This window comes from Microbacterium sp. CIAB417 (genome assembly GCF_022788845.1).
On sequence record NZ_JAHZUT010000017.1, the window covers coordinates 22052 to 41364 of the forward strand.

Sequence of the window (19313 nt, forward strand, 5' to 3'; positions counted from 1 at the left end):
CACGTCGCGGGTCGCCTCGCGAGGAGATGTCCGAACTCGTTCGTATCTTCGAATCTGACATTGAAGAAGTAGAACATCCGTTCTAGCCTGTCGGAGTGAAGGTGATCGTGCGAGAAGACGCCGTGGGTGAGGTTCACCGCCTCCGCGCGCAGCTCGAGCGCGTTCAGGGGCGGCGGATGGATGCGGCCGTGCGGCCGGTGCATCCGGCGCTGGCGGAGCTCCTCCCGGGTGGAGGGCTTCGCGCCGGCTCCGCGTACACGGTCGCCCCCTCGACGTCGCTGCTGCTCTCGCTGCTCGCACGCCCCTCGCGCGAGGGGGCGTGGTGCGCGGCCGTGGGGATGCCGGAGCTGGGTGCCGAGGCCGCGGCGGGACTGGGTGTGGCGCTCGAGCGCCTCGTCCTCGTCCCCGAGCCCGGCCCGCGCTGGCTCGCCGTGGCCGCCACCCTCGCCGAGGTCATGCCGGTGGTCGCCGTGCGGCCTGCCGGAGCGGTGTCGGATGCCGAGGCCTCCCGCTTCATGGCGCGACTGCGCGATCGCGGAGCGAGCCTTCTGGTGCAGGGGGTCTGGCCGCAGGCGGAGGCCGCTCTGCAGATCGTCGATTCCCGGTGGGACGGCCTCGGCGACGGCTACGGCTATCTGTCGTCTCGCACGGTGACGATCGCCGTGCAGTCGCGCCGCTCGCCCGTGCCCCGGCGAGCGCGACTCATGCTCCCCGATCGCGACGGCGCCCTCACTCCCGTCGCTCCCGCAGCTCCCGTGCCCATGAGGGCGGTGGGCTAGATGCCCGTGCGCACTCTCGTGGTCTGGATCCCGGACTGGCCGGTGGTCGCCTTCGGACGCGAGAGCGGCGAGGAGGCGGCGGCGGTCGCCGTCGTCGAGAAGAACGTCGTGGTCGCCTGTTCCGCCGCGGCCCGCGCCGAGGGGGTGCGCCGTGGCCAGCGTCGCCGCGACGCGCAGGGCGCCTGTCCTCGCCTGCGGATCGTGGCGATGGATGCGGCGCGAGACCACCGCGCCTTCGCGCCGCTCGTGGCGGCGATCGAACGCCTCGCGCCGCACGTGCAGATCATCCGTTCCGGGCTGTGCGCGTTGAAGGCGCGGGGCCCTGCCCGGTACTACGGCGGCGAGGAGGAGGCCGCGCATGTGCTGCGTGCGGCGCTGCACGAGGCGGGGGTGAGCGACGTCCGCATCGGTGTGGCCGACGGTCCTTTCACCGCCGAGCAGGCTGCCCGCGCCGCAACGACCGCCGAGGCACCGGTCCGGTGTGTACCGCCGGGGCTTTCGGGCCCGTTCCTCGCGCCCCTGCCCGCCACGCTGCTGCACGATGCCGGGGCCGAGTCCTCGCTCGCCTCGCTGCTGGCGCGCCTGGGCATCCACACGCTGGGCGCGTTCGCCGAACTGCCGACCGACGGCATCCGCGATCGCCTCGGAGAGCAGGGAGTTCGGCTTCAGGCGCTCGCCGCGGGAGCGGACTCCCGCACGGTGACCCCCCGCGAGGTGCCGCCCGAACTCGATCGAGAGGTCGTGTTCGAGCCGCCGGTCGAGCTCGCCGAGCAGGCGGCGTTCGGGATGCGGGTGGCGGCTGAGGAGTTCATCGCGCGTCTCGACGCGCTGCGGCTGGTGTGCACCGAGCTGCGGGTGGAGCTCGAGTCGGAGCGGGCAGAGCGCAGCGAACGGGTCTGGCTGCATCCGGGCACCTTCGACGCCGCGGCGGTCGTGGACCGGGTGCGCTGGCAGCTTGCCGAGCAGCAGGAACTGCGCAGTCCTGTGGCCCGCGTGCGCATCTCTCCCGAGGCCGTCGACGACCAGGCTCACCACGTGCCGGGGCTGTTCGGGCGGGGGGAGCGCGAGAAGGTGCATCACGCGCTCTCGCGAGTGCAGGCGATGCTCGGGCATCGGAGCGTTCTGACGCCGGTCATCGCCGGCGGGCGCTGGCTCGACGAGCGACAGGTGATGGTGCCCTGGGGCGACCGCGCGGTCGCCCCGCGCGATGTGTCGCTGCCCTGGCCCGGTTCGCTGCCGGCGCCGCTGCCGACCACGGTGTTCCCCGAGCCCCGTCCGGCGGAGGTGCGTGATGCCGAAGGCGCCCGCATCCTCGTCGATGAGCGCGGGGCGCTGTCGGGAACGCCCGCCGACATCGCCGTCGGGGGAGCCCGTCGCGGGGTGCTCTCGTGGGCGGGGCCGTGGACGGTCATCGAGCGGGAGTGGGATGCGGCCCGCCGCCGGGTTGCGCACCGGTTCCAGATCGTCGACGCGGCCCAGGTCGCCTGGCTGCTCGTGCACGAGAACGGCCGCTGGAGCGTCGAGGCGAGGTACGACTGATGGGCTGGCACAACCCGCCGGTCCCGTGGTCGGAGCTCGAACGCGCCCTCAGCGATGCGCGGCGACCCAGGCCCGTTCCTGCCGGGGCGGACGGCGGCGACAGTCCGGCGTGGTCGCACAAGCGCGGCCCCTATGTGCCACCGGTGATCGAGCGCCCCGAGCAGGTCGTGCCCTACGCCGAGCTGCACGCCCACTCGTCGTACTCGTTCCTCGACGGGGCGTCCTCGCCGGAAGAGCTCGTCGAACAGGCGGAGCGGCTGGGTCTGCATGCGCTGGCCGTCACCGACCACGACGGCTTCTACGGCTCGGTGCGTTTCGCGGAGGCGGCGGAGCCCCGCCGGCTGCAGACGGTGTTCGGTGCCGAGCTGTCACTCGATCTGCCCGCGCCGCAGAAGGGCCGCCCCGATCCGGTCGGGCGCCACCTGCTGGTGCTCGCCCGTGGGCAGGAGGGATACCACCGTCTCGCCGGTGCGCTCACCCGCGCCCAGCTGCGGGGAGCCGAGAAGGGGCGTCCGGTGTACGACGTGACCGAGCTCGCCGAGCAGTCCGGTGGCCCGAAGGATCCGCAGTGGGCCGTGTTCACCGGATGCCGCAAGGGTGCCGTGCGCCAAGCGCTCACGCTCGAGGGGCCGGCGGGGGCGGCGCGTGAGCTCGATCTGCTCATCGACCTGTTCGGACGGGATGCGGTGCAGGTCGAGCTCATCGATCACGGCGATCCTCGCGACACCCAGACCAACGACGTGCTCGCAGCCCTCGCCGCCGAGCGCCGGCTGCCCCTCGTCGCGACCGGGAACGTGCACTATGCGGTGCCCGAGCGCAGGCTCCTGGCGGCGGCGATCGCCGCCGTGCGGGCGAATCGCAGCATGGACGAGCTCGACGGGTGGCTTCCCGCGCACGGGGGAGCGTTCCTGCGCTCGGGGGCCGAGATGGCGGCCCGCTTCGCCCGGTACCCCGGCGCGGTCGCGCGCAGCGTCGCACTCGCCGACGAGCTGGCGTTCCCGCTGCGCAAGGCCGCACCCGCGCTGCCCAAACTCCCCGTTCCCGAGGGGCACACGCCCATGTCGTGGCTGCGGCAACTGGTGTGGGATGCAGTGCCGCGCAACTATCCGAACCTCACCGAAGACCAGCGCCGGCGCATCGAGCGCGAGCTCGAGGTCATCGAGATGAAGGACTTTCCGGGCTACTTCCTGATCGTCTACGGCATCGTGCAGGAGGCCCGGCGGCGCGGCATCCTCTGCCAGGGTCGCGGTTCGGCGGCCAACAGTGCCGTCTGCTATCTGCTCGACATCACCGCGGTCGACGCGATCGCCTACAACCTCCCCTTCGAGCGATTCCTGTCGAGCCTGCGCGACGAGGAGCCCGATATCGACGTCGACTTCGACTCCGATCGGCGCGAGGAGATCATCCAGTGGGTCTACCAGCAGTACGGGCGTGAGCGCGCGGCGCAGGTGGCCAACGTCATCCAGTACCGCCCCAAGAACGCCGTGCGCGACATGGCACGGGCGCTCGGGTTCTCGCCCGGACAGCAGGACGCCTGGTCGAAGCAGGTCGAGCGCTGGGGTGCGTCGCTCGAGAGCGCCCCCGACCACGACATCCCGGATCAGGTCGTGGCCTATGCGACTGAGCTGCTCAAGGCGCCGCGCCACCTCGGCATCCACTCCGGCGGCATGGTGCTCACCGAGCGGCCGGTGGGCGAGGTCGTGCCGATCGAGCACGCCCGGATGCCGGGGCGCACCGTCATCCAGTGGGACAAGGACGACGCCGCGTGGATGGGACTGGTCAAGTTCGACCTGCTCGGACTCGGAATGCTCTCCGCCCTCCAGTACTGCTTCGATCTGATCCGCGCGGCGACGGGGGAGACGTGGGAGCTGCGCTCCCTGCCGAAGGAGGAGGCGGCGGTCTACGACATGCTGTGTCGCGCCGATTCCATCGGGGTGTTCCAGGTCGAATCGCGCGCGCAGATGGGGCTCCTGCCGCGCCTCCAACCCCGGGCGTTCTACGACCTCGTGATCGAGATCGCCCTCGTTCGGCCCGGTCCGATCCAGGGCGGAGCGGTGCATCCGTTCGTGCGCCGCAAGCTGGGCCACGAGGAGGTGACGTACCCGCATCCCGACCTCATCCCGGTGCTCGAGCGCACCAAGGGGATCCCCGTCTTCCAGGAGCAGTTGATGCAGATGGCGATGGTGGTGGGTGATCTCTCCGGAGAGGACGCCGACCTCATGCGCCGGGCGATGGGCTCCAAACGCGGTCAGGAGCGGATCGACTCGCTGAAGGAGAAGCTCTACACGGGAATGGCGCGCCACGGCCTCGTCGACGAGGACGCGGATGCGATCTACCGCAAGATCCAGGCGTTCGCGAACTTCGGGTTCGCCGAGTCGCACTCGCTCTCGTTCGGCCTCCTGGTCTACGCGAGCTCATGGATCAAATTGCACTATCCGGCGGCGTTCCTCGCGGGGCTGCTGCGGGCGCAACCCATGGGCTTCTACTCACCCGCCACGCTGACCGCGGATGCCCGGCGCCACGGCGTCGAGGTGCGCCGACCCGATGTGCAGCTCTCGGGCGCCCAGGCCGGACTCGAACCGCTCGGGGAGAGCACCGAGCCGACGGGGATGGACGCCTGCCGCGGCCCGCAGCCGCCCGTGGGGCCATTCGATGCAGCGGCTCCCGACGAGTCCGCCGCGCATCGCCGCGACGGCGCGTTCGCGGTGCGGCTGGGGCTCGCAGCGGTGACCGGCATCGGTGAGAAGGTCGCCGCCCGCATCGTCGCCGCGCGCGACGCAGAAGGGCCGTTTCGCGACATGCGCGATCTGGTGCGCCGGTGCGATCTCTCCGTGGCGCAGCTGGAGGCGCTGGCGACGGCCGGTGCCTTCGACTGCTTCGGGCTGACCCGCCGCGAGGCCATCTGGTCCGCCGGCACCGCCGCGCAGGACAGGGCGGAGTTCCTCCCCGAGACCGTCATGGCGGTGCAGCCGCCGCTGTTTCCCGACCCGTCGAGCTACGAGACGCTCGCGGCCGACCTCTGGGCGACAGGCATCTCCACCGACGACCATCCGCTGACCCACTACCGCTCCGCGTTGGATGCGCGAGGAGTGCTGACCTCGCGCGAGATGCGCGCCCACGAGTCGGGGCGACGCATCCAGGTGGCGGGGCTGGTGACCCACCGGCAGCGGCCGGCGACCGCATCCGGCATCACCTTTCTCAACCTCGAAGACGAGCACGGGCTGGTGAACGTGATCTGCTCGACCGGCGTATGGAACCGATACCGACGCATCGTGCGCGACTCGCCGGCGCTGATCGTGCGCGGGATGCTGGAGCGTTCGGTGGAGGGGGTCACCAACCTCGTGGCGGATGCGTTCGAGGATCTCCGCGTGGGGGTCTCGCACCGTTCGCGCGACTTCCAATGACACGGCAAAGGCCCCCGGGCGAACCCAGGGGCCTTTGGGCGGGGTCTCAGCCCCGGACGCCGAGGGCGAAACGGACGGAGCCGTCGTCGCCGACCTCGGCATCGAGCACCCTGTCATCGAGGGCATCCGTCGCACCGGAGTCCACGAAGACACGAGCACCCGACGTCTCCACGACCGCATCCTGCGGCTCGGGGGCGGCAGCGAGCGCGAGCTCGAATCCGGTCTCGGTGCCGGTGTCGCGAATGCGCAGCCCGCCACCTTCCGCCGGGATCTGGGACGAGATCGTCTTGACCGCCGAAGCAGCGTTCTCCGTCAGAGTGAGCATGGTGCTCCCTTCCATCGATGTCTGCGGACCGGCCACGATTCCGAGAATCGAGAGCGGAATCAACCCCTCCGCGCGGATCGGATCGAACTCACACGAGGTTCACCGGGAACTTTTCAGGACGTCAGTTGTTGGTCCGTGTTCGAGTAGCTGATCGACTCGGCGGTCGCACCGACGAGTCCGAGCGTCACCCGCAAGAGCGTCGGAGTGATCCCGTCGCGGGGCGGGGGTGTCTCGGCGCCGAGCGTGTACGACGTGCCGTCGGCGCCGGTGGCGGTGAGGGAGTTCAGATACACCGACACGTTTCCCGAGAGCGTCATGGTGTCCGCCGTGGTGACCAGGGCGGGGCCCTCCGCGTGTCCTACGGTCAGAGCGAAGCCCGTGATCGTGATGCTGTCCGCGCTGATCTTGAGAGCGTGGGTCCGGGTGCCGTCGGCGAGTGGCACGGTCACGAGTGAGATGCCCCTGAGCCCGCTGATCGACAGGCCGTTCGAGCCGAGTTGTGCCGGCGGCTGGGTGAACACGGGCGCGGTCTCATCCGGCACCGCCTCGACGGGCGCCTCCGGCTCGGCGGGAGCCTGCGGGGTCGGCGACGCGCCCGGGATGGGGCTCTGCCCGCCGAGGTCAGGGAGGCCGGGCAGGCCGGGCTCCGACGAAGCGCTCGGGGAGGGGGTGGGTGACGGCGTGGGCGACGGGTCGTCGCACGACATGAACAGCGGAATGCACCAGGCCGTGGGTCGCTCGATCGGAGCGGCAGCGGCGCCCGTGGGTGCGAGCAGCGCCCCCACCAGGGCGACGGGCAGCAGGCGGCGGATCATGCGGTCTCCTTCTCGCCGTCGGCTCGCACCCCCTGCTCCTCGCCCGATGCGAGCGCGGATGCGGCCTCACCGGACCGCGGCGCCCACGAGACGACCGTGATGCCGCCAGCGCAACCCAGCAGCATCCCGACGATGAAACCTCCGAGGTTGACGCCGACGATCGAGTACACCGCGAGGCCGAGAGTGATCACGCCGTAGAAGATGCGGTGCGCCGGCATGAAGATCGACAGGGCGCCGAGCAGGACCAGAGCCAGCGGCACGATGGTCGCCTGCAGACCCTCGATGCCGAGCTGGATGTGCAGCTTGCCGAAGTCGAGCTGGCTGGACAGGAACATCACCAGACCCGCGACGATGACGAGCACACCGCCGACGAAGGGGCGCTGCCTGCGCCAGGCGCGCCAGCGCGACGGCTTCTTCTCGGTCTCGTCCTCGGTCACCTCACTTTCGGCGAGGGATCGGCGTGTGGCGTTCAGAAGCATGTCTTCGTTCCATCGGTCAGCTCCAGCTTCATCCCGGTCAGGGTGAAGGTCGACGCCTGCGTGCTCCACGAGTTCTGCTGGAGATTCGCGATGCTCACCGTGTCGGCGTCCTGCGCGAAGTCGCCGGCGGATCCCTTCGCCGCGGTGTTGACCGTCGACGCATCCACGCCGATGCGGATGTTGCCGAAGGACGAGTCTCCGCGCAGGCCCGTCATGCCGATCTGCAGGTTGGTGGCGCTCGCCGGGTTTCCGCCGCCGCCGGCCGTGATGAGCACGCCGACCTTGCCGAGCGGGGTGTCCGACACGACGGACTGGCATAGATCCGCCAGTGTCGCCGAGGCGATGTTCGCGATGGCGACCGAGTGCTGGTTGCCCGCGGTGTCCTGCGTGACGCCGGCGTACTGCGAGAACCCGCTGCCCTCGAGCTGTGAGGCACTGATCTGGAACTCGCTGCCGGACACCGCGAATGAGACGGGAACGGCGCCCTGGGCGACACCGCCGAACAGCAGACTGGATGCCGCCACGACGGGGATGGTGGCCAGGGCGACACGACCGGCGCGCGAGCGCACCATGTTGGGGAACTTCATCGATCCTCCGGGGGTGAGGGGACGGCGGCAATGCCGTCGGTGAGCGAGCCTAGACCTCGTTGACGAAGTGTCAATAGTGTGACGGCGGGTATGAGAGGACTCTCACCCCGAGCCCCGCGGGCCTCTCGCCTAGGCTCGGGCTATGGGGAGTGAGCGCCGCACCAGGCTGAGTCCGGACCAGCGTCGCGCGCAGCTGATCGCCCTCGGGGTCGCGTTCCTTGCGGACAGGCCGCTCGACGACCTGACGATCGAGGAGCTGTCGGAGCGGGCGCAGGTCTCGCGCGCGCTGATCTTCCACTACTTCGGCTCGCGGCAGGGCCTTCATCAGGCGGTGGTCGCGCGTGCGGGTGACGCGCTGTTGGAGGCGACCCATCCCCGTGAGGAGTTGGCCGCGGTGGAGCGGCTGCGCGACACCCTCCGCCGTATCGCGCTGTTCGTGCGCGAGAACCGTGGCACGTTCTTCTCGCTCGTGCGCGGCGTCGCCAGCGGAGACCCCGAGGTACGGCTGGTCGTGGACCGTGCCAGGGATGCCAACGCCCAGCGCCTACGCGAGGTGTTCGCCGAGCTGGGAGTTTCCGCCAGTCCGTTGCTCGACGTCGCCCTGCGGTCCTGGGTGGCGTTCGCCGAAGAGGTGCTGATCGAGCTGGCTGTCGATGACGACGTCGACATCGATGACATCGTCGGCTTCCTCGAGCGCAGCGTGCAGGGCGTCGTCTCCGCCGTGACGATCTGACACACGTCGGGCACCCGTTCGTCAATCGTCTTAGCCGGATCCGGCAGTCCGTTTTAGTGTGGAGCCATGGCCGGAAACGTCGCAGAACTCTTCGTCCGCACTCTTCGTCACGCCGGCATCACCCGCATCTGGGGGTTGCCCGGCGACTCCCTGAACGCCTTCACGGATGCCCTGCGCAAGGACGGCGGCATCGAATGGCTGCACGCCCGGCACGAGGAGTCCGCGGCGTTCGCGGCGGGGGCCGAGGCGGAGATCACGGGGGAGCTCGCCGTCGTCGCCGGCAGCTGCGGTCCCGGCAACCTGCACTTCATCAACGGCCTCTTCGATGCGCACCGCTCGCGCGTGCCGCTGCTGGCGATCGCCTCCCACATCCCGTCAGCCGAGATCGGCAGCGGCTACTTCCAGGAGACGCACCCGCAGGAGCTCTTCCGCGAGTGCAGCCACTACGCCGAACTCGTCTCCGACCCGGCGCAGCTGCCGTGGGTGCTGGAGACGGCCATGCGCACCGCGGTCGAGAAGCGCGGCGTGGCCGTCGTCGTCGTCCCGGGCGATGTCTTCTTCGCGGACGCGCCGCACCGTCGCCCGTCCGCTCCGATCCGCGCCACACGGCCGGTCGTGGTGCCGTCCGCATCCGAGCTGGAAGAGGCCGCCGCCGTGCTGAACGCGGCGGGCAAGGTCACGATCCTCGCGGGGGCCGGGGTGGCGGGCTCCCATGACGAGGTGCTCGCGCTCGCCGGGCGTCTGCAGGCGCCGATCGTGCACGCGTTCCGCGGCAAGGAGCACATCGAATACGACAACCCCTACGACGTGGGGATGACGGGGCTGCTGGGCTTCTCGTCCGGCTACCGCGCCATGGAGAAGTGCGACGCACTGCTGATGATCGGCACCGACTTTCCCTACCGGCAGTTCTTCCCCGAGAAGGCGAAGATCGTGCAGATCGACATCCGCGGCGAGCAGCTGGGACACCGCACGCCCATCGACGTCGGACTCGTCGGGGATGCGGGAGCGACCGCATCCGCTCTGCTGCCGCTGATCGATCAGGACCGCAAGGACCACCACCTGAAGGAGTCGGTCGAGCACTACCGCAAGACGCGGCGCGAGCTCGACGGGCTCGCCAACGACGACGGCAAGAAGCCGATCCACCCGCAGTACGTCGCGCGCCTGGTGGACGAACTGGCAGCGCCGGATGCGGTCTTCACGGCGGATGTGGGCACGCCTGTCATCTGGGCGGCGCGCTACCTGCACATGACCGAGCAGCGACGACTGCTGGGCTCGTTCACGCACGGGTCGATGGCCAATGCCCTGCCCCAGGCGCTCGGCGCGCAGGCCGTCGACCGTTCCCGCCAGGTGATCGCGCTCGCCGGCGACGGCGGGCTGGCGATGCTCATGGGGGATCTTCTCTCCATCCGTCAGAACGATCTGCCGGTGAAGATCGTCGTGTTCGACAACTCCGCGCTGGGCTTCGTCGAGGTCGAGATGAAGGCGGCCGGAATCGTCAACTACGGCACCGACCTGCACAACCCGGACTTCGCGGCCGTGGCCGAGGCCGTGGGGATCACCGGCATCCGCGTCGAGAGCGCCGCCGACCTCGAGCCCGCGCTGCGGCGTGCGCTGGCCGATCCCGGTCCGGTGCTCGTGAACGTCGTGGTCGCCCGTGAGGAGCTGTCGATGCCGCCCTCGATCACCGCCGCGCAGGCCAAGGGCTTCTCGCTGTGGGCGCTGCGCACCGTGCTCTCCGGTCGCGGCGACGAACTGCTCGATCTCGCCGACACGAACCTCTGGCGTCGTCTGTTCGACTGACGCGGCGTCATCCGGTCACCTGTCCGTCGCGTCGCTGCCGATAGACTCGACGGGCCAGCCTCTGTAGCTCAGTGGAAGAGCCACTCCGTCCTAAGGAGCGGGTCGGGGGTTCGAATCCCTCCAGGGGCACCATCGCGCTCCGATCTGTCGCGGCCGAGCCGCATCCGTCATCGCGAGACTGCATATGCGTCACGAGATCATGGGGTTTACCCGTGATCTCGTGAAGACGATGCAGTCTCGCGGGCAGAGTTCCTTTCTCACCCTTCCTTTCGTGTGCTGCACCTCTGACGCACCGCCCCGTCGCAGGTCGATGCGCCGCCCCGTCTCGGGCCGAATCTGCCGCGCTGCACCACGGGCGGAATCTGTCGCGCCGCCCCACGAGACCTGCGTGTCTCAACGGTTTACGCTCGGGGTCGCTCCGGCGTGCACCAATGAGACACGAAGCGCGGGTCGCCTCGTGCGTGTCCCCATCGTGCACGCGTTGAGACGACGCGGCGTGCACAACTCAGACACGCCTGACCGCGCAAAGCCTGCCCTGGTGCTCACGGCCCGACGATCCTCGTCGGGCACTCCTGGGGTGGCGCCGTCATCACGGAGGCCGGCGTGCACGAGAAGGTCGCGGGCCTCGTCTACGTCTCGCCGCTGATCCGGGATGTGGGGCAGACCAGCGGCGAGCAGTACGAGGGCTTCGCGGCCACTCCTGAGTTCGTCATCGACGTCGGCGACGACGGCTTCGGATTCCTCAACGCCGAGGCGTTCAAGCCCGGCGGCACGCGAGGCGGCATTGTCAACCAGCGCCTAAGTTCGGCTCCTAACCTGAGCGGCGTGTACCGCCGACTCGCCGTCCTGCCCCTGCTCGCCGTGCTGGCGCTGGCCGGATGTGCCTCCGCCTCCGCGCGCACCAGCGCGGAAGCCTGCCTCAACGTCATGAACTCGTGGCAGGAGTACGCGAACTTCGCCGAGACCCCCGGACGCGCCGACGGCGCGGTCGCCGGGGGACGGGCCGCGGTGCGGGATGCGGTGAGTCGCGCCTCGACCGGCGCGCCGGAATGGATGCTGGCCAAGATGAAGGACGCGGAGAAGGCTCTCGACGCCGTCACCGCCGCCCCCTCGGATCCCGAGGGCAAGGCTGCGTTCGAGGCCGCATCCGACGCGTTCGAGATGATCCGCGACCAGTGCAAGGCGGATCGGAACCTCTAGCGGCGATCCGCCCGCCCGCAGGACTAACCTGTGCCGAGTGAGCGATGCACTCGACGACGGCCCCTTCTTTCACGGCACGAGGGCGCACCTGTCGCCCGGTGATCGGGACACCGCTCGAACTACCGTCCCGAGGTCGTGATGAACCACATCTACTTCACGGCACTGGTGGACGGTGCGGGGCTTGCGGCAGAGATCGCGGCGCGAGGTGACGATGAGACCTCGCACGTCTACGAGGTGGAGCCGACCGGACCGTTCGAGAACGATCCGAATGTGACGGACAAGAAGTTCCCCGGCAATCCCACGCGCTCCTACCGCAGCGCGGCGCCGCTGCGGATCGTGCGGGAGGTGACCGACTGGACCCGTCTGACGCCCGAAGCGCTGCAGTCGTGGCGGGATCGCATCGACGCTCTCAACAGCAACCCGGACGCGCAGATCATCAACTGACCGGGGCCGGCGTCGGTCACAGCAGCGCCGAGAGGCGCTTCTTCTTGCGGTTCTCCGCGATGATCCACGCCACGTCGGCATCAGACGCGTCGAGCGTCAGGAAGGCGGCCAGACCTGGTGCGGGATCGGCGGCGACCGCAACGCTCCAGCCGTAACCCAGCGCCTGGCGCAACGTTCGCACGTCCGTGCCTCGGCGTTGCGAGGCGGGCCGCTGGGCCACCAGATCGGTCGTGCGCTGACACACCCGCACCGCGACGGCGGCGGACGCGGGGGAGCGCAGCAGACGCGGCTCGCAGATCGCTGCCACCGCGGCGCGCTGCACGAGCGGATCCTCCGACTCGGCCCATACGGTCACGATGTCGGCGACGCGGTCGAAGTCGCGATCGCCCAAAAGCTGCAGCCCCATGGCCACGCCCTCTCGCACGCGCCATCGCCCATCGGATGCGGCGCGCAGCGCGGCGGCAGCGTACTCCGACTCATTGGCGCGAGCGCCGTACGCCGTCGCGGCGCACATCGCGGTGAACTCATCGTCGCGGGAGCGCAGCGCGGCGAGAACGGGCTCGTCCGCGACGATGGCGAAGGCCGCGGCGAGGGCCGTGTTCGCGCGGGGTCCGGGCAGCCGGGAGTTCTCGTCGAGCAGGGGCGCCCACTCCTCGACGGGCAGTTGACGTAACCGCGCCTGCCAATCGGTCATACCGCTGACCGTATCCCCGCCTGACGCGAACGCATCGCCGCAGGCGCCGGCAGAATGACTGGATGCGGCGTGTGAATCGGCTCGAGCGTGGGCCGCGTGGCCGTTCGGTTCAAGACGCGGGAAGCGGCGCGCACCTACCGTGGTGTTCATGGCACTGAGACTCGGATTCATCGGCATCGTCACGCAGGACATGGCCGCCTCGCTCGCGTTCTACCGTTCGCTGGGAGTCGACATTCCCCACGGGCAGGATGATGCCCCGCATGTCGATGCGCGGATGGATGACGGGGTCGCCCTCGCGTGGGACACGGTCGACACGATCCGCAGCTTCGACCCGGCGTACGAGCCCGCATCCGGAGGTCATCGGATCGCGCTCGCGTTCGATCAGGAGTCTCCGGCCGAGGTGGATGTGGCATTCGCGCGGCTCGAGGCAGCGGGGTACGCGGGTCACGTCGCACCGTGGGATGCGCCGTGGGGTCAGCGGTACGCGACCCTCCTCGACCCCGACGGCAACTCGATCGATCTCTACGCGGCGCTCGACGCGAACTGAGCGGGGCTCGCGCCCACCAGTCGTCGGAACTCTCGTGTGAGATGCGGCTGGTCGGCAAAGCCCGCAGCCGCGGCGACGTCCGCGAGGGGGAGGCCCGTCCGCAGGAGTTCCTGTGCGCGCCGCGCCCGCTCGATACGCACCAGGGTGGCGTACCCGTACCCGAAGCGCTCACGCATCCGACGGCGGAAGGTGCGCTCGGTCTCGTTCATCTCGGCAGCGGCGCGGGCGGCGGGCATCCCGTGCTCCGCACGCGTCTGGACGGCGCGCGACCACGAATTATCCGCGGCGGCGCGGCCGGCGATCTCGACGAGCGGGGCGGTGGGATGCGGCCCGTCGCCGAAGCGGACCATCCGCTCGCGCAGGCGACGCGCCGCATCCGCGGCCACGGTGTCGGCGAGGGGCACGAGCCGATCCGCCAGTTGGGGGAGAGCCGCGGCGAGCAGTCCGTGCGCGCGGCCGGGCGACAGACGCAGCCCGAACGAGCCGTTCGCCGGGTCGGCGACGGTCGCGATCCATCGCGTCGACGGGCCGGCGACGTACACCGCGTCGTCCAGCAGGATCAGATCGACGCATCCGTCGGCGGGTACCGCGCCGCCGGCGCCGCCGGTCGAGCGCCAGAGCGCCGATCCATCGGGCAGCGCGAGCTCGTTGTACACGCTGCCATTGTGCCCGCGGGCCGGGACAGGCGTGCGGTCAGATTCCCGCTGCCCGCACCAGAACGTCGTTGCGTTGTCGGATGAGCCGCCGCAGATACGGGACCAGAACGAGTCGTTCGGCCAGTCGACCGAACACGGGAGACGCGATCGTGAGCACATCGGTCATGACCGTCTGCCCATCGTGCGTCTCGAATCGATGCTCGTGACGGAAGACGCGAAACGGGCCGCGCACCTGCTCGTCGACGAAGCGGCGAGGACGATCGAGCGCGGTGATCTCGGACGTCATCCGAAAGCGCCAACCGAAGTGCCGCGCGCTCCAGGTCACGGTCTCGCCGAGACCGATGCGGCCGCTCGTGACTCCGGCGATGGCGCGTTCACCGGAACGCGCCATCGACTCGATGTGCGCGTCGATGCTCAGCGACTGATCGAACAGTCGCTCGACGGACACCGGAGCGCGGGTGACGACGGTGAAACTCGAGACCATGCAGTGACCCCTCCTATCCGATGTGGTCCGGGCAGCGACCTCGCGTCAGATCGCATCCTCGAGATGCGGCCGTCGGAAGACGTAGCCGGCCGAGCCGAGCACGCCCGGGACGACCCAACGGCTCTTGAGGACGAGCTCCGGTTCGGTACGCAGCACCCACATCGCGGGCTCCAGCATCCATCGCCAGGCTGTCAGGCCGATCGGCATGCCGGCCTTCCGGCGCAGCGCGCGCATGAGCGTGCGGTTGTCGGTCGGCTCGGGGCTCGCGAGGTTCGCGGCGCCTTCGATCTCCTCGTGCTCGCCCAGGAACCGGACGGCGCCGATCACGTCGTCGATGTGGATCCAGCTGAACTTCTGACGTCCCCGCGTGCGGTGCCAGCTCGAGCGCGTGGGACCGGTGGGGTGCGCTCCGATGCCTCGGTAGCGGCGGTGGGGGAACCAGGGCGAGTCGATCTGCGGCCCACCCAGTCCCCAACGGGCGAGCCTGCGCAGCAGATCCGGCGCTGGGCCGTCGCCGAGCACGATCGCCATCCGCAGCGCCACGCGCCGAGTGCGGGGCAGCTCGCCCGCGAAGAACTCCCGTTCCCACTCACGCGCGACATCCACGGAGAATCCCTCTCCGACGATGCCGGACGCCTCGTCGTTGGGACGCTGCTCCTCGTGCCGATAGATGGTCGCCGTGGACGCGTTCACCCACAGCGACGGCGGATTCTCGGCGGCTGCCACGGCGTGGCGGAGGGCCCGAGTGGTGTCGACGCGGGAGCGAAGGATCTCGTTCCGGTTGACGTCGGTGTACCGGCAGTTCACGGACTTGCCGGCGAGGTTGATGAGGAGCTCCGCGCCGTCGACGGCAGCCGCCAGGGCGGCCGGGTCGTCCCAGTTCACGTGCTCCGTGCGACCGATGCGTCGTATCTGGTATCCGTCGGCTCGCAGCGCCTCGACGATCTCGCGCCCCACGAACCCGCTCGCTCCCGCGACGACCGCCGCCCGCGTGTCCGCCATCCAGTCCACCCTCTGTCGTCCGCCCGTGCCTCGACCGTACCGTCGTCTCGCGGCTCGGCCCCACGGAGCCCGCGATAATGGAGCGGATGGAGCCGTGGGAACTGCGCGAGTGGCATGCCGAGTACCTCGACGCCTGCAACCGTCACGACCTCGATGCGGTGCGCGGCCTCGTCGATCCGCAGGTGCGTCGGGCGCACCTGCCCGGCGGGCAGGGCACGTGGATCGACGATCTCGCGGATCTGTTCCACGCCTTCCCGGATTGGCAGTGGCGCCGCATCCAGCTCGTGATCGAAGACGACCGCATCGCCGCGCACCTGCGCGGCAGCGGAACCCACACCGGCGACTACCGCGGGATCTCCGCCACACGTCGCCATGTGAACGTCGCGGAGTTCGCGATGTATCGGGTGACGGGTGGGCGCATCGTCGAGTTCTCGGGAACCGGCGACGCCGAACTGCGGCAGCAGCTGGGGCTGTAGACCGCGTCAGTGCGCGGCGTCGTATGCGTCGATGACGGATGCGGCGACGCGTCCGCGCTCCGACACCTGGTGACCGTTGGCCTTCGCCCACTCACGGATCGCGGTGAGGTCGTGCGAGGAGGACGTCGAGCGCGCGCGTGACCTGGCGGGCGCTGCTGACCGAGCGGACGAGATGCGACGGGCCGCCGACACGTAGGGCGCCATCGCGTCGCGCAGGGCGGCGGCGTTCGCATCCGAGAGGTCGATCTCGTAGGCAATGCCGTCGAGGGAGAAGAGCACGGTCTCACCCTCGCCCACCTCCAGAACGGAGTCGTCGAGGTCGTCTACGAGCTGGTGGACGATTCTGCGCGCCATGACGTCACCATACAGATCCGCGGCTGATCAGGGCAGCAGCCGCGCCCGGCGCGCCTTCGCCACCGCGGCGTGCCGCGTCGTGGCCTCCAGCTTCGACATCGCCGCAGCCAGATACGACTTGACGGTCGTCTCCTTCAACGCGAGCTCCTGAGCGATCTGTGCGTTGGTCGACCCGAGAGCGGCGCACGCGAGAACGTCCAACTCGCGTGGGGAGAGCTGCACCGCTGTCGACGATGCGGGACGATCGCCCGCCACCACCTCGGCGAGGCGGCGTTCCACGGCAGCGAGACGTTCGCGCAAGGCGGCGTCGCTGACCGTGGCGGAGATCGCCCGTAGCTGGGCGAAACTCTCCCGCACCTGCTCGCGCGCCGCCGCATCCCATGCGCTCTCGGGGGCCGCATCCTCTGCACGCTCGACACGGCGCGCGACCTCGTCGCGGATGCGGAGCTCCGAGGCGAGGGCGTCTGCGATCTTCAACGCCGGCGCCGCCGTCACATCATCGACGACCGTCTGGCCCCAGGACCCGCAGTACAGCACTCCGCGGGTGCGGCCGGCAGCGATGACGGGAACCGCGAAGAGCGTCGCGATGCCTTCGCCGAGGATGGGGCCGTCGTAGTCGTGGGTGATCCCGCGCGCGCTGCGGTAGTCCAACGCGAGGCGCGGACGCTTCTCGGTGAGCGCCCGTCCGCCGAGTCCGCGCTGCTCGCGCACGATGAGACCCTCGATCGTCCGGCCGCGCGCGCCGACGATGGAACTCACGTGCACGGAGTGCTCGCGTACGAGCCCGCCGAAGGCGACGGGGAAGCGTGTGCGGGCGACCAGATCGTGCACGGCGCGCGTCATCAGCTGCAGGTCGCTGGTGGTTCCGGGGGACATAGGTGCTACCTACTTCCGGGGGTGTCGGCCTCGTTGCCGATTTTCGTAGCGTCGACCCTACCATCGCCGCGAAGAGGCGACGACGGCTCGGATGGACACCCCGCATCCGCGGCATGAGGCAAGGAGGCCACATGACTGAATCGCACGATCGCGCTGCCGACAGCGCGGGCATCGACTACATCGAGGTGGAGGAATCACCCCCGTTCCAGCGCCTCAAACGCGCACAACGAGCTTTCGTCTTCCCTCTCGCGATCGCATTCCTGCTCTGGTACTTCGCCTACGTGCTTCTCTCGTCGTTCGCCGCGGACTTCATGGCCACCCGCGTCTCGGGTGACATCACCGTCGGTCTGCTGCTCGGGCTCGGCCAGTTCGTCTCGACGTTCGCCATCACGATGGCCTACGTCGCCTATGCCAACCGGCGCCTCGACCCGCAGTCGCGCGCGATCCGCGAGGACCTGGAGCGGCGAGAGGCGGGTGCGCGATGAACGAGGTCTTCGGAGCCATCCATGCTGCCGTGCAGACGGTCGAGAACGATCCCGTCCTGAACATCTCCATCTTCGCGGCGTTCGTCGCGGTGACACTCTTCATCGTCATCCGCGCGTCGCGCAACAACAAGACCGCCGCCGACTACTACGCCGCCGGACGCTCGTTCACCGGACCGCAGAACGGATTCGCGATCGCCGGCGACTATCTGTCGGCCGCATCCTTCCTCGGAATCTGCGGTGCCATCGCGATCAACGGCTACGACGGGTTCCTCTACTCGATTGGCTTCCTGGTGGCGTGGCTGGTCGCGCTGCTGCTCGTGGCGGAACTCATGCGCAACACCGGCCGCTTCACGATGGCCGATGTCTTGTCGTTCCGCCTCAAGGAACGGCCGGTGCGGATGGCGGCAGCCATCACGACCCTCGCGGTGTGCTTCTTCTATCTGCTCGCGCAGATGGCGGGCGCGGGCGGCCTGGTCTCGCTCCTGCTGGGCATCGGCGACCAGATCGGGCAGTCCATCGTCGTCGCGGTGGTCGGCGTGCTGATGATCGTGTACGTGCTCATCGGCGGGATGAAGGGCACGACCTGGGTGCAGATCGTGAAGGCCTTCCTCCTCATCGGCGGCGCTGTCGTGATGACCGTCTGGGTGCTCGCCATCAACGGCTTCAGCCTGAACACGCTGCTCGAGGGCGCGGTGGCCGCCTCGCCGAAGGGTGACGCGGTGCTCGGCCCGGGCCTGCAGTACGGCAAGAACCCGTGGGACTTCATCTCCCTCGCCCTCGCGCTCGTGCTCGGCACGGCGGGTCTGCCGCACGTGCTGATGCGCTTCTATACGGTGCCGACCGCGAAGGAGGCACGGCGCTCGGTGGTGTGGGCGATCTGGTTGATCGGCCTCTTCTATCTGCTCACGCTCGTGCTCGGCTACGGCGCGGGTGCGCTGGTGGGTCCCGAGACGATCGCGGCGGCGCCGGGCGGCGTCAACTCCGCGGCTCCTCTCCTCGCTCTCTACCTGGGTGGTCCGGTCCTGCTCGGCTTCATCTCCGCGGTGGCCTTCGCGACGATCCTCGCGGTCGTCGCGGGCCTCACGATCACGGCGGCAGCATCGTTCGCGCACGACATCTACGCGAGCGTCGTGAAGAAGGGCAACGTGCCGCCGGACGGCGAGGTCAAGGTCGCGCGGCGCACGGTGATCGTGATCGGCGTACTGGCCATCCTCGGCGGCATCGGCGTGCAGGGACAGAACGTGGCGTTCCTGGTCGCTCTGGCGTTCGCCGTCGCGGCCTCGGCGAACCTGCCCACCATCCTGTTCTCGCTGTTCTGGCGCAAGTTCACAACGCGCGGGGCGGTGTGGAGCATGTATGGCGGGCTCGGGGCGGCGATCGTGCTGATCGTGCTGTCGCCCGTGTTCTGGGGCACGCCCACGAGCGTGTTCAAGGACGTCGGCGTCGCGATCTGGCCGCTCAACAACCCGGGCATCATCTCGATCCCGTTGGGGTTCTTCCTCGGATGGCTGGGGTCGGTGACCTCGCGCCGCGCTGAGGATCGGAAGAAGGCCGCGGAGATGGAGGTGCGCTCACTCACCGGGTTCGGCGCCGAGAAGGCCGTCGACCACTAGCGACATCGTCCGGCGGGCGGC

Annotated in this window: 20 protein-coding genes, 1 tRNA gene and 1 pseudogene; 12 read left to right on the forward strand and 10 right to left on the reverse strand. The window is 69.8% G+C overall.

Features of this window, described 5'->3' with window-relative positions:
• The first annotated feature begins 95 nt into the window (after positions 1-95).
• The 3 genes from KYX17_RS30945 to KYX17_RS30955 are packed head-to-tail and all read left to right on the forward strand — an operon-like array spanning position 96 to position 5722.
• Complete coding sequence (locus tag KYX17_RS30945) at positions 96-779, forward strand: hypothetical protein (RefSeq protein ID WP_243233519.1); 684 nt, start codon at positions 96-98, stop codon at positions 777-779.
• Positions 780-2318 (forward strand): DNA polymerase Y family protein, encoded by a 1539-nt coding sequence (locus KYX17_RS30950; protein WP_243233521.1) that lies wholly within the window; start codon positions 780-782, stop codon positions 2316-2318.
• Positions 2318-5722 (forward strand): error-prone DNA polymerase, encoded by a 3405-nt coding sequence (locus KYX17_RS30955; RefSeq protein ID WP_243233522.1) that lies wholly within the window; start codon positions 2318-2320, stop codon positions 5720-5722. Before KYX17_RS30950 ends, KYX17_RS30955 begins: the two co-directional genes overlap by 1 nt.
• 46 nt (positions 5723-5768) lie before the next feature.
• Here KYX17_RS30955 and KYX17_RS30960 read toward each other — a convergent pair whose 3' ends face one another.
• The 4 genes from KYX17_RS30960 to KYX17_RS30975 form a co-directional block, all read right to left on the reverse strand.
• The gene (locus tag KYX17_RS30960; protein ID WP_137417641.1) at positions 5769-6047 is read right to left on the reverse strand and encodes a Fe-S cluster assembly protein HesB; all 279 of its coding nucleotides are present in this window, start codon (positions 6045-6047) and stop codon (positions 5769-5771) included.
• A 113-nt stretch (positions 6048-6160) separates the two neighbouring features.
• Positions 6161-6862, reverse strand: coding sequence for a hypothetical protein (locus KYX17_RS30965; RefSeq protein WP_243233524.1), 702 nt, complete (start codon positions 6860-6862; stop codon positions 6161-6163).
• Entirely contained in the window at positions 6859-7341 is a 483-nt protein-coding gene (locus tag KYX17_RS30970; RefSeq protein ID WP_243233526.1) for a DUF6114 domain-containing protein, read from the reverse strand. Before KYX17_RS30970 ends, KYX17_RS30965 begins: the two co-directional genes overlap by 4 nt.
• Positions 7332-7928 (reverse strand): DUF6230 family protein, encoded by a 597-nt coding sequence (locus KYX17_RS30975; RefSeq protein WP_137417638.1) that lies wholly within the window; start codon positions 7926-7928, stop codon positions 7332-7334. Before KYX17_RS30975 ends, KYX17_RS30970 begins: the two co-directional genes overlap by 10 nt.
• A 142-nt stretch (positions 7929-8070) precedes the next feature.
• Here KYX17_RS30975 and KYX17_RS30980 point away from each other — a divergent pair, with 142 nt between their 5' ends.
• The 5 genes and pseudogenes from KYX17_RS30980 to arr all read left to right on the forward strand — a co-directional run bounded on the left by KYX17_RS30980 (position 8071) and on the right by arr (position 12105).
• Complete coding sequence (locus KYX17_RS30980; RefSeq protein WP_243233527.1) at positions 8071-8661, forward strand: TetR/AcrR family transcriptional regulator; 591 nt, start codon at positions 8071-8073, stop codon at positions 8659-8661.
• 66 nt (positions 8662-8727) lie between these two features.
• Positions 8728-10461 (forward strand): ubiquinone-dependent pyruvate dehydrogenase, encoded by a 1734-nt coding sequence (gene poxB, locus KYX17_RS30985; RefSeq protein WP_243233529.1) that lies wholly within the window; start codon positions 8728-8730, stop codon positions 10459-10461.
• A gap of 57 nt (positions 10462-10518) precedes the next feature.
• Positions 10519-10593 (forward strand) — tRNA-Arg (locus tag KYX17_RS30990).
• A 423-nt stretch (positions 10594-11016) separates the two neighbouring features.
• Positions 11017-11661 (forward strand): alpha/beta fold hydrolase, encoded by a 645-nt coding sequence (locus tag KYX17_RS30995; protein ID WP_374209010.1) that lies wholly within the window; start codon positions 11017-11019, stop codon positions 11659-11661.
• 37 nt (positions 11662-11698) lie between these two features.
• Positions 11699-12105: pseudogene (arr, locus tag KYX17_RS31000) on the forward strand (NAD(+)--rifampin ADP-ribosyltransferase).
• Positions 12106-12121: 16 nt separating this feature from the next.
• Here arr and KYX17_RS31005 read toward each other — a convergent pair.
• On the reverse strand, positions 12122-12799 hold the full coding sequence (locus KYX17_RS31005) for a HEAT repeat domain-containing protein (RefSeq protein ID WP_243233532.1): 678 nt from the start codon (positions 12797-12799) through the stop codon (positions 12122-12124).
• Positions 12800-12947: 148 nt separating this feature from the next.
• Here KYX17_RS31005 and KYX17_RS31010 point away from each other — a divergent pair, with 148 nt between their 5' ends.
• Positions 12948-13346, forward strand: coding sequence for a VOC family protein (locus KYX17_RS31010; protein ID WP_243233533.1), 399 nt, complete (start codon positions 12948-12950; stop codon positions 13344-13346).
• Here KYX17_RS31010 and KYX17_RS32410 read toward each other — a convergent pair.
• The 3 genes from KYX17_RS32410 to KYX17_RS31025 are packed head-to-tail and all read right to left on the reverse strand — an operon-like array spanning position 13322 to position 15488.
• The gene (locus tag KYX17_RS32410; protein ID WP_243233534.1) at positions 13322-14002 is read right to left on the reverse strand and encodes a helix-turn-helix domain-containing protein; all 681 of its coding nucleotides are present in this window, start codon (positions 14000-14002) and stop codon (positions 13322-13324) included. The two genes, KYX17_RS31010 and KYX17_RS32410, sit on opposite strands and share 25 nt — an antisense overlap.
• A gap of 37 nt (positions 14003-14039) precedes the next feature.
• Positions 14040-14486 (reverse strand): SRPBCC family protein, encoded by a 447-nt coding sequence (locus KYX17_RS31020; RefSeq protein ID WP_243233535.1) that lies wholly within the window; start codon positions 14484-14486, stop codon positions 14040-14042.
• A gap of 45 nt (positions 14487-14531) precedes the next feature.
• A complete protein-coding gene (locus tag KYX17_RS31025; protein WP_243233536.1) occupies positions 14532-15488 on the reverse strand; it encodes an epimerase in 957 nt (318 codons plus the stop codon).
• A gap of 86 nt (positions 15489-15574) precedes the next feature.
• Here KYX17_RS31025 and KYX17_RS31030 point away from each other — a divergent pair, with 86 nt between their 5' ends.
• The gene (locus tag KYX17_RS31030) at positions 15575-15964 is read left to right on the forward strand and encodes an ester cyclase (protein ID WP_243233537.1); all 390 of its coding nucleotides are present in this window, start codon (positions 15575-15577) and stop codon (positions 15962-15964) included.
• Positions 15965-15970: 6 nt separating this feature from the next.
• On the opposite strand, the gene KYX17_RS31035 is transcribed toward KYX17_RS31030, so the two are convergent.
• Both KYX17_RS31035 and KYX17_RS31040 read right to left on the reverse strand, forming a co-directional pair.
• Positions 15971-16318, reverse strand: a complete 348-nt coding sequence (locus KYX17_RS31035) for an Lsr2 family protein (protein ID WP_243233538.1) — start codon at positions 16316-16318, stop codon at positions 15971-15973.
• A gap of 27 nt (positions 16319-16345) precedes the next feature.
• Positions 16346-17194, reverse strand: coding sequence for a LuxR C-terminal-related transcriptional regulator (locus tag KYX17_RS31040; RefSeq protein ID WP_243233539.1), 849 nt, complete (start codon positions 17192-17194; stop codon positions 16346-16348).
• Positions 17195-17325: 131 nt separating this feature from the next.
• Between KYX17_RS31040 and KYX17_RS31045 the strand changes: the two genes are divergently transcribed.
• Positions 17326-17679, forward strand: a complete 354-nt coding sequence (locus tag KYX17_RS31045) for a DUF485 domain-containing protein (protein ID WP_243233543.1) — start codon at positions 17326-17328, stop codon at positions 17677-17679.
• The gene (locus KYX17_RS31050) at positions 17676-19292 is read left to right on the forward strand and encodes a cation acetate symporter (RefSeq protein ID WP_243233545.1); all 1617 of its coding nucleotides are present in this window, start codon (positions 17676-17678) and stop codon (positions 19290-19292) included. Before KYX17_RS31045 ends, KYX17_RS31050 begins: the two co-directional genes overlap by 4 nt.
• Positions 19293-19313 lie beyond the last annotated feature (21 nt).

Coding starts and splice junctions, on each gene's coding strand:
- KYX17_RS30950 (WP_243233521.1), top strand. CDS start 780: ATGCCCGTGCGCACTCTCGTGGTCTGGATCCCGGACTGGCCGGTGGTC.
- KYX17_RS30955 (WP_243233522.1), top strand. CDS start 2,318: ATGGGCTGGCACAACCCGCCGGTCCCGTGGTCGGAGCTCGAACGCGCC.
- KYX17_RS30960 (WP_137417641.1), bottom strand. CDS start 6,047: ATGCTCACTCTGACGGAGAACGCTGCTTCGGCGGTCAAGACGATCTCG.
- KYX17_RS30965 (WP_243233524.1), bottom strand. CDS start 6,862: ATGATCCGCCGCCTGCTGCCCGTCGCCCTGGTGGGGGCGCTGCTCGCA.
- KYX17_RS30970 (WP_243233526.1), bottom strand. CDS start 7,341: ATGCTTCTGAACGCCACACGCCGATCCCTCGCCGAAAGTGAGGTGACC.
- KYX17_RS30975 (WP_137417638.1), bottom strand. CDS start 7,928: ATGAAGTTCCCCAACATGGTGCGCTCGCGCGCCGGTCGTGTCGCCCTG.
- KYX17_RS30980 (WP_243233527.1), top strand. CDS start 8,071: ATGGGGAGTGAGCGCCGCACCAGGCTGAGTCCGGACCAGCGTCGCGCG.
- poxB (WP_243233529.1), top strand. CDS start 8,728: ATGGCCGGAAACGTCGCAGAACTCTTCGTCCGCACTCTTCGTCACGCC.
- KYX17_RS31005 (WP_243233532.1), bottom strand. CDS start 12,799: ATGACCGATTGGCAGGCGCGGTTACGTCAACTGCCCGTCGAGGAGTGG.
- KYX17_RS31010 (WP_243233533.1), top strand. CDS start 12,948: ATGGCACTGAGACTCGGATTCATCGGCATCGTCACGCAGGACATGGCC.
- KYX17_RS31020 (WP_243233535.1), bottom strand. CDS start 14,486: ATGGTCTCGAGTTTCACCGTCGTCACCCGCGCTCCGGTGTCCGTCGAG.
- KYX17_RS31025 (WP_243233536.1), bottom strand. CDS start 15,488: ATGGCGGACACGCGGGCGGCGGTCGTCGCGGGAGCGAGCGGGTTCGTG.
- KYX17_RS31030 (WP_243233537.1), top strand. CDS start 15,575: ATGGAGCCGTGGGAACTGCGCGAGTGGCATGCCGAGTACCTCGACGCC.
- KYX17_RS31035 (WP_243233538.1), bottom strand. CDS start 16,318: ATGGCGCGCAGAATCGTCCACCAGCTCGTAGACGACCTCGACGACTCC.
- KYX17_RS31040 (WP_243233539.1), bottom strand. CDS start 17,194: ATGTCCCCCGGAACCACCAGCGACCTGCAGCTGATGACGCGCGCCGTG.
- KYX17_RS31045 (WP_243233543.1), top strand. CDS start 17,326: ATGACTGAATCGCACGATCGCGCTGCCGACAGCGCGGGCATCGACTAC.
- KYX17_RS31050 (WP_243233545.1), top strand. CDS start 17,676: ATGAACGAGGTCTTCGGAGCCATCCATGCTGCCGTGCAGACGGTCGAG.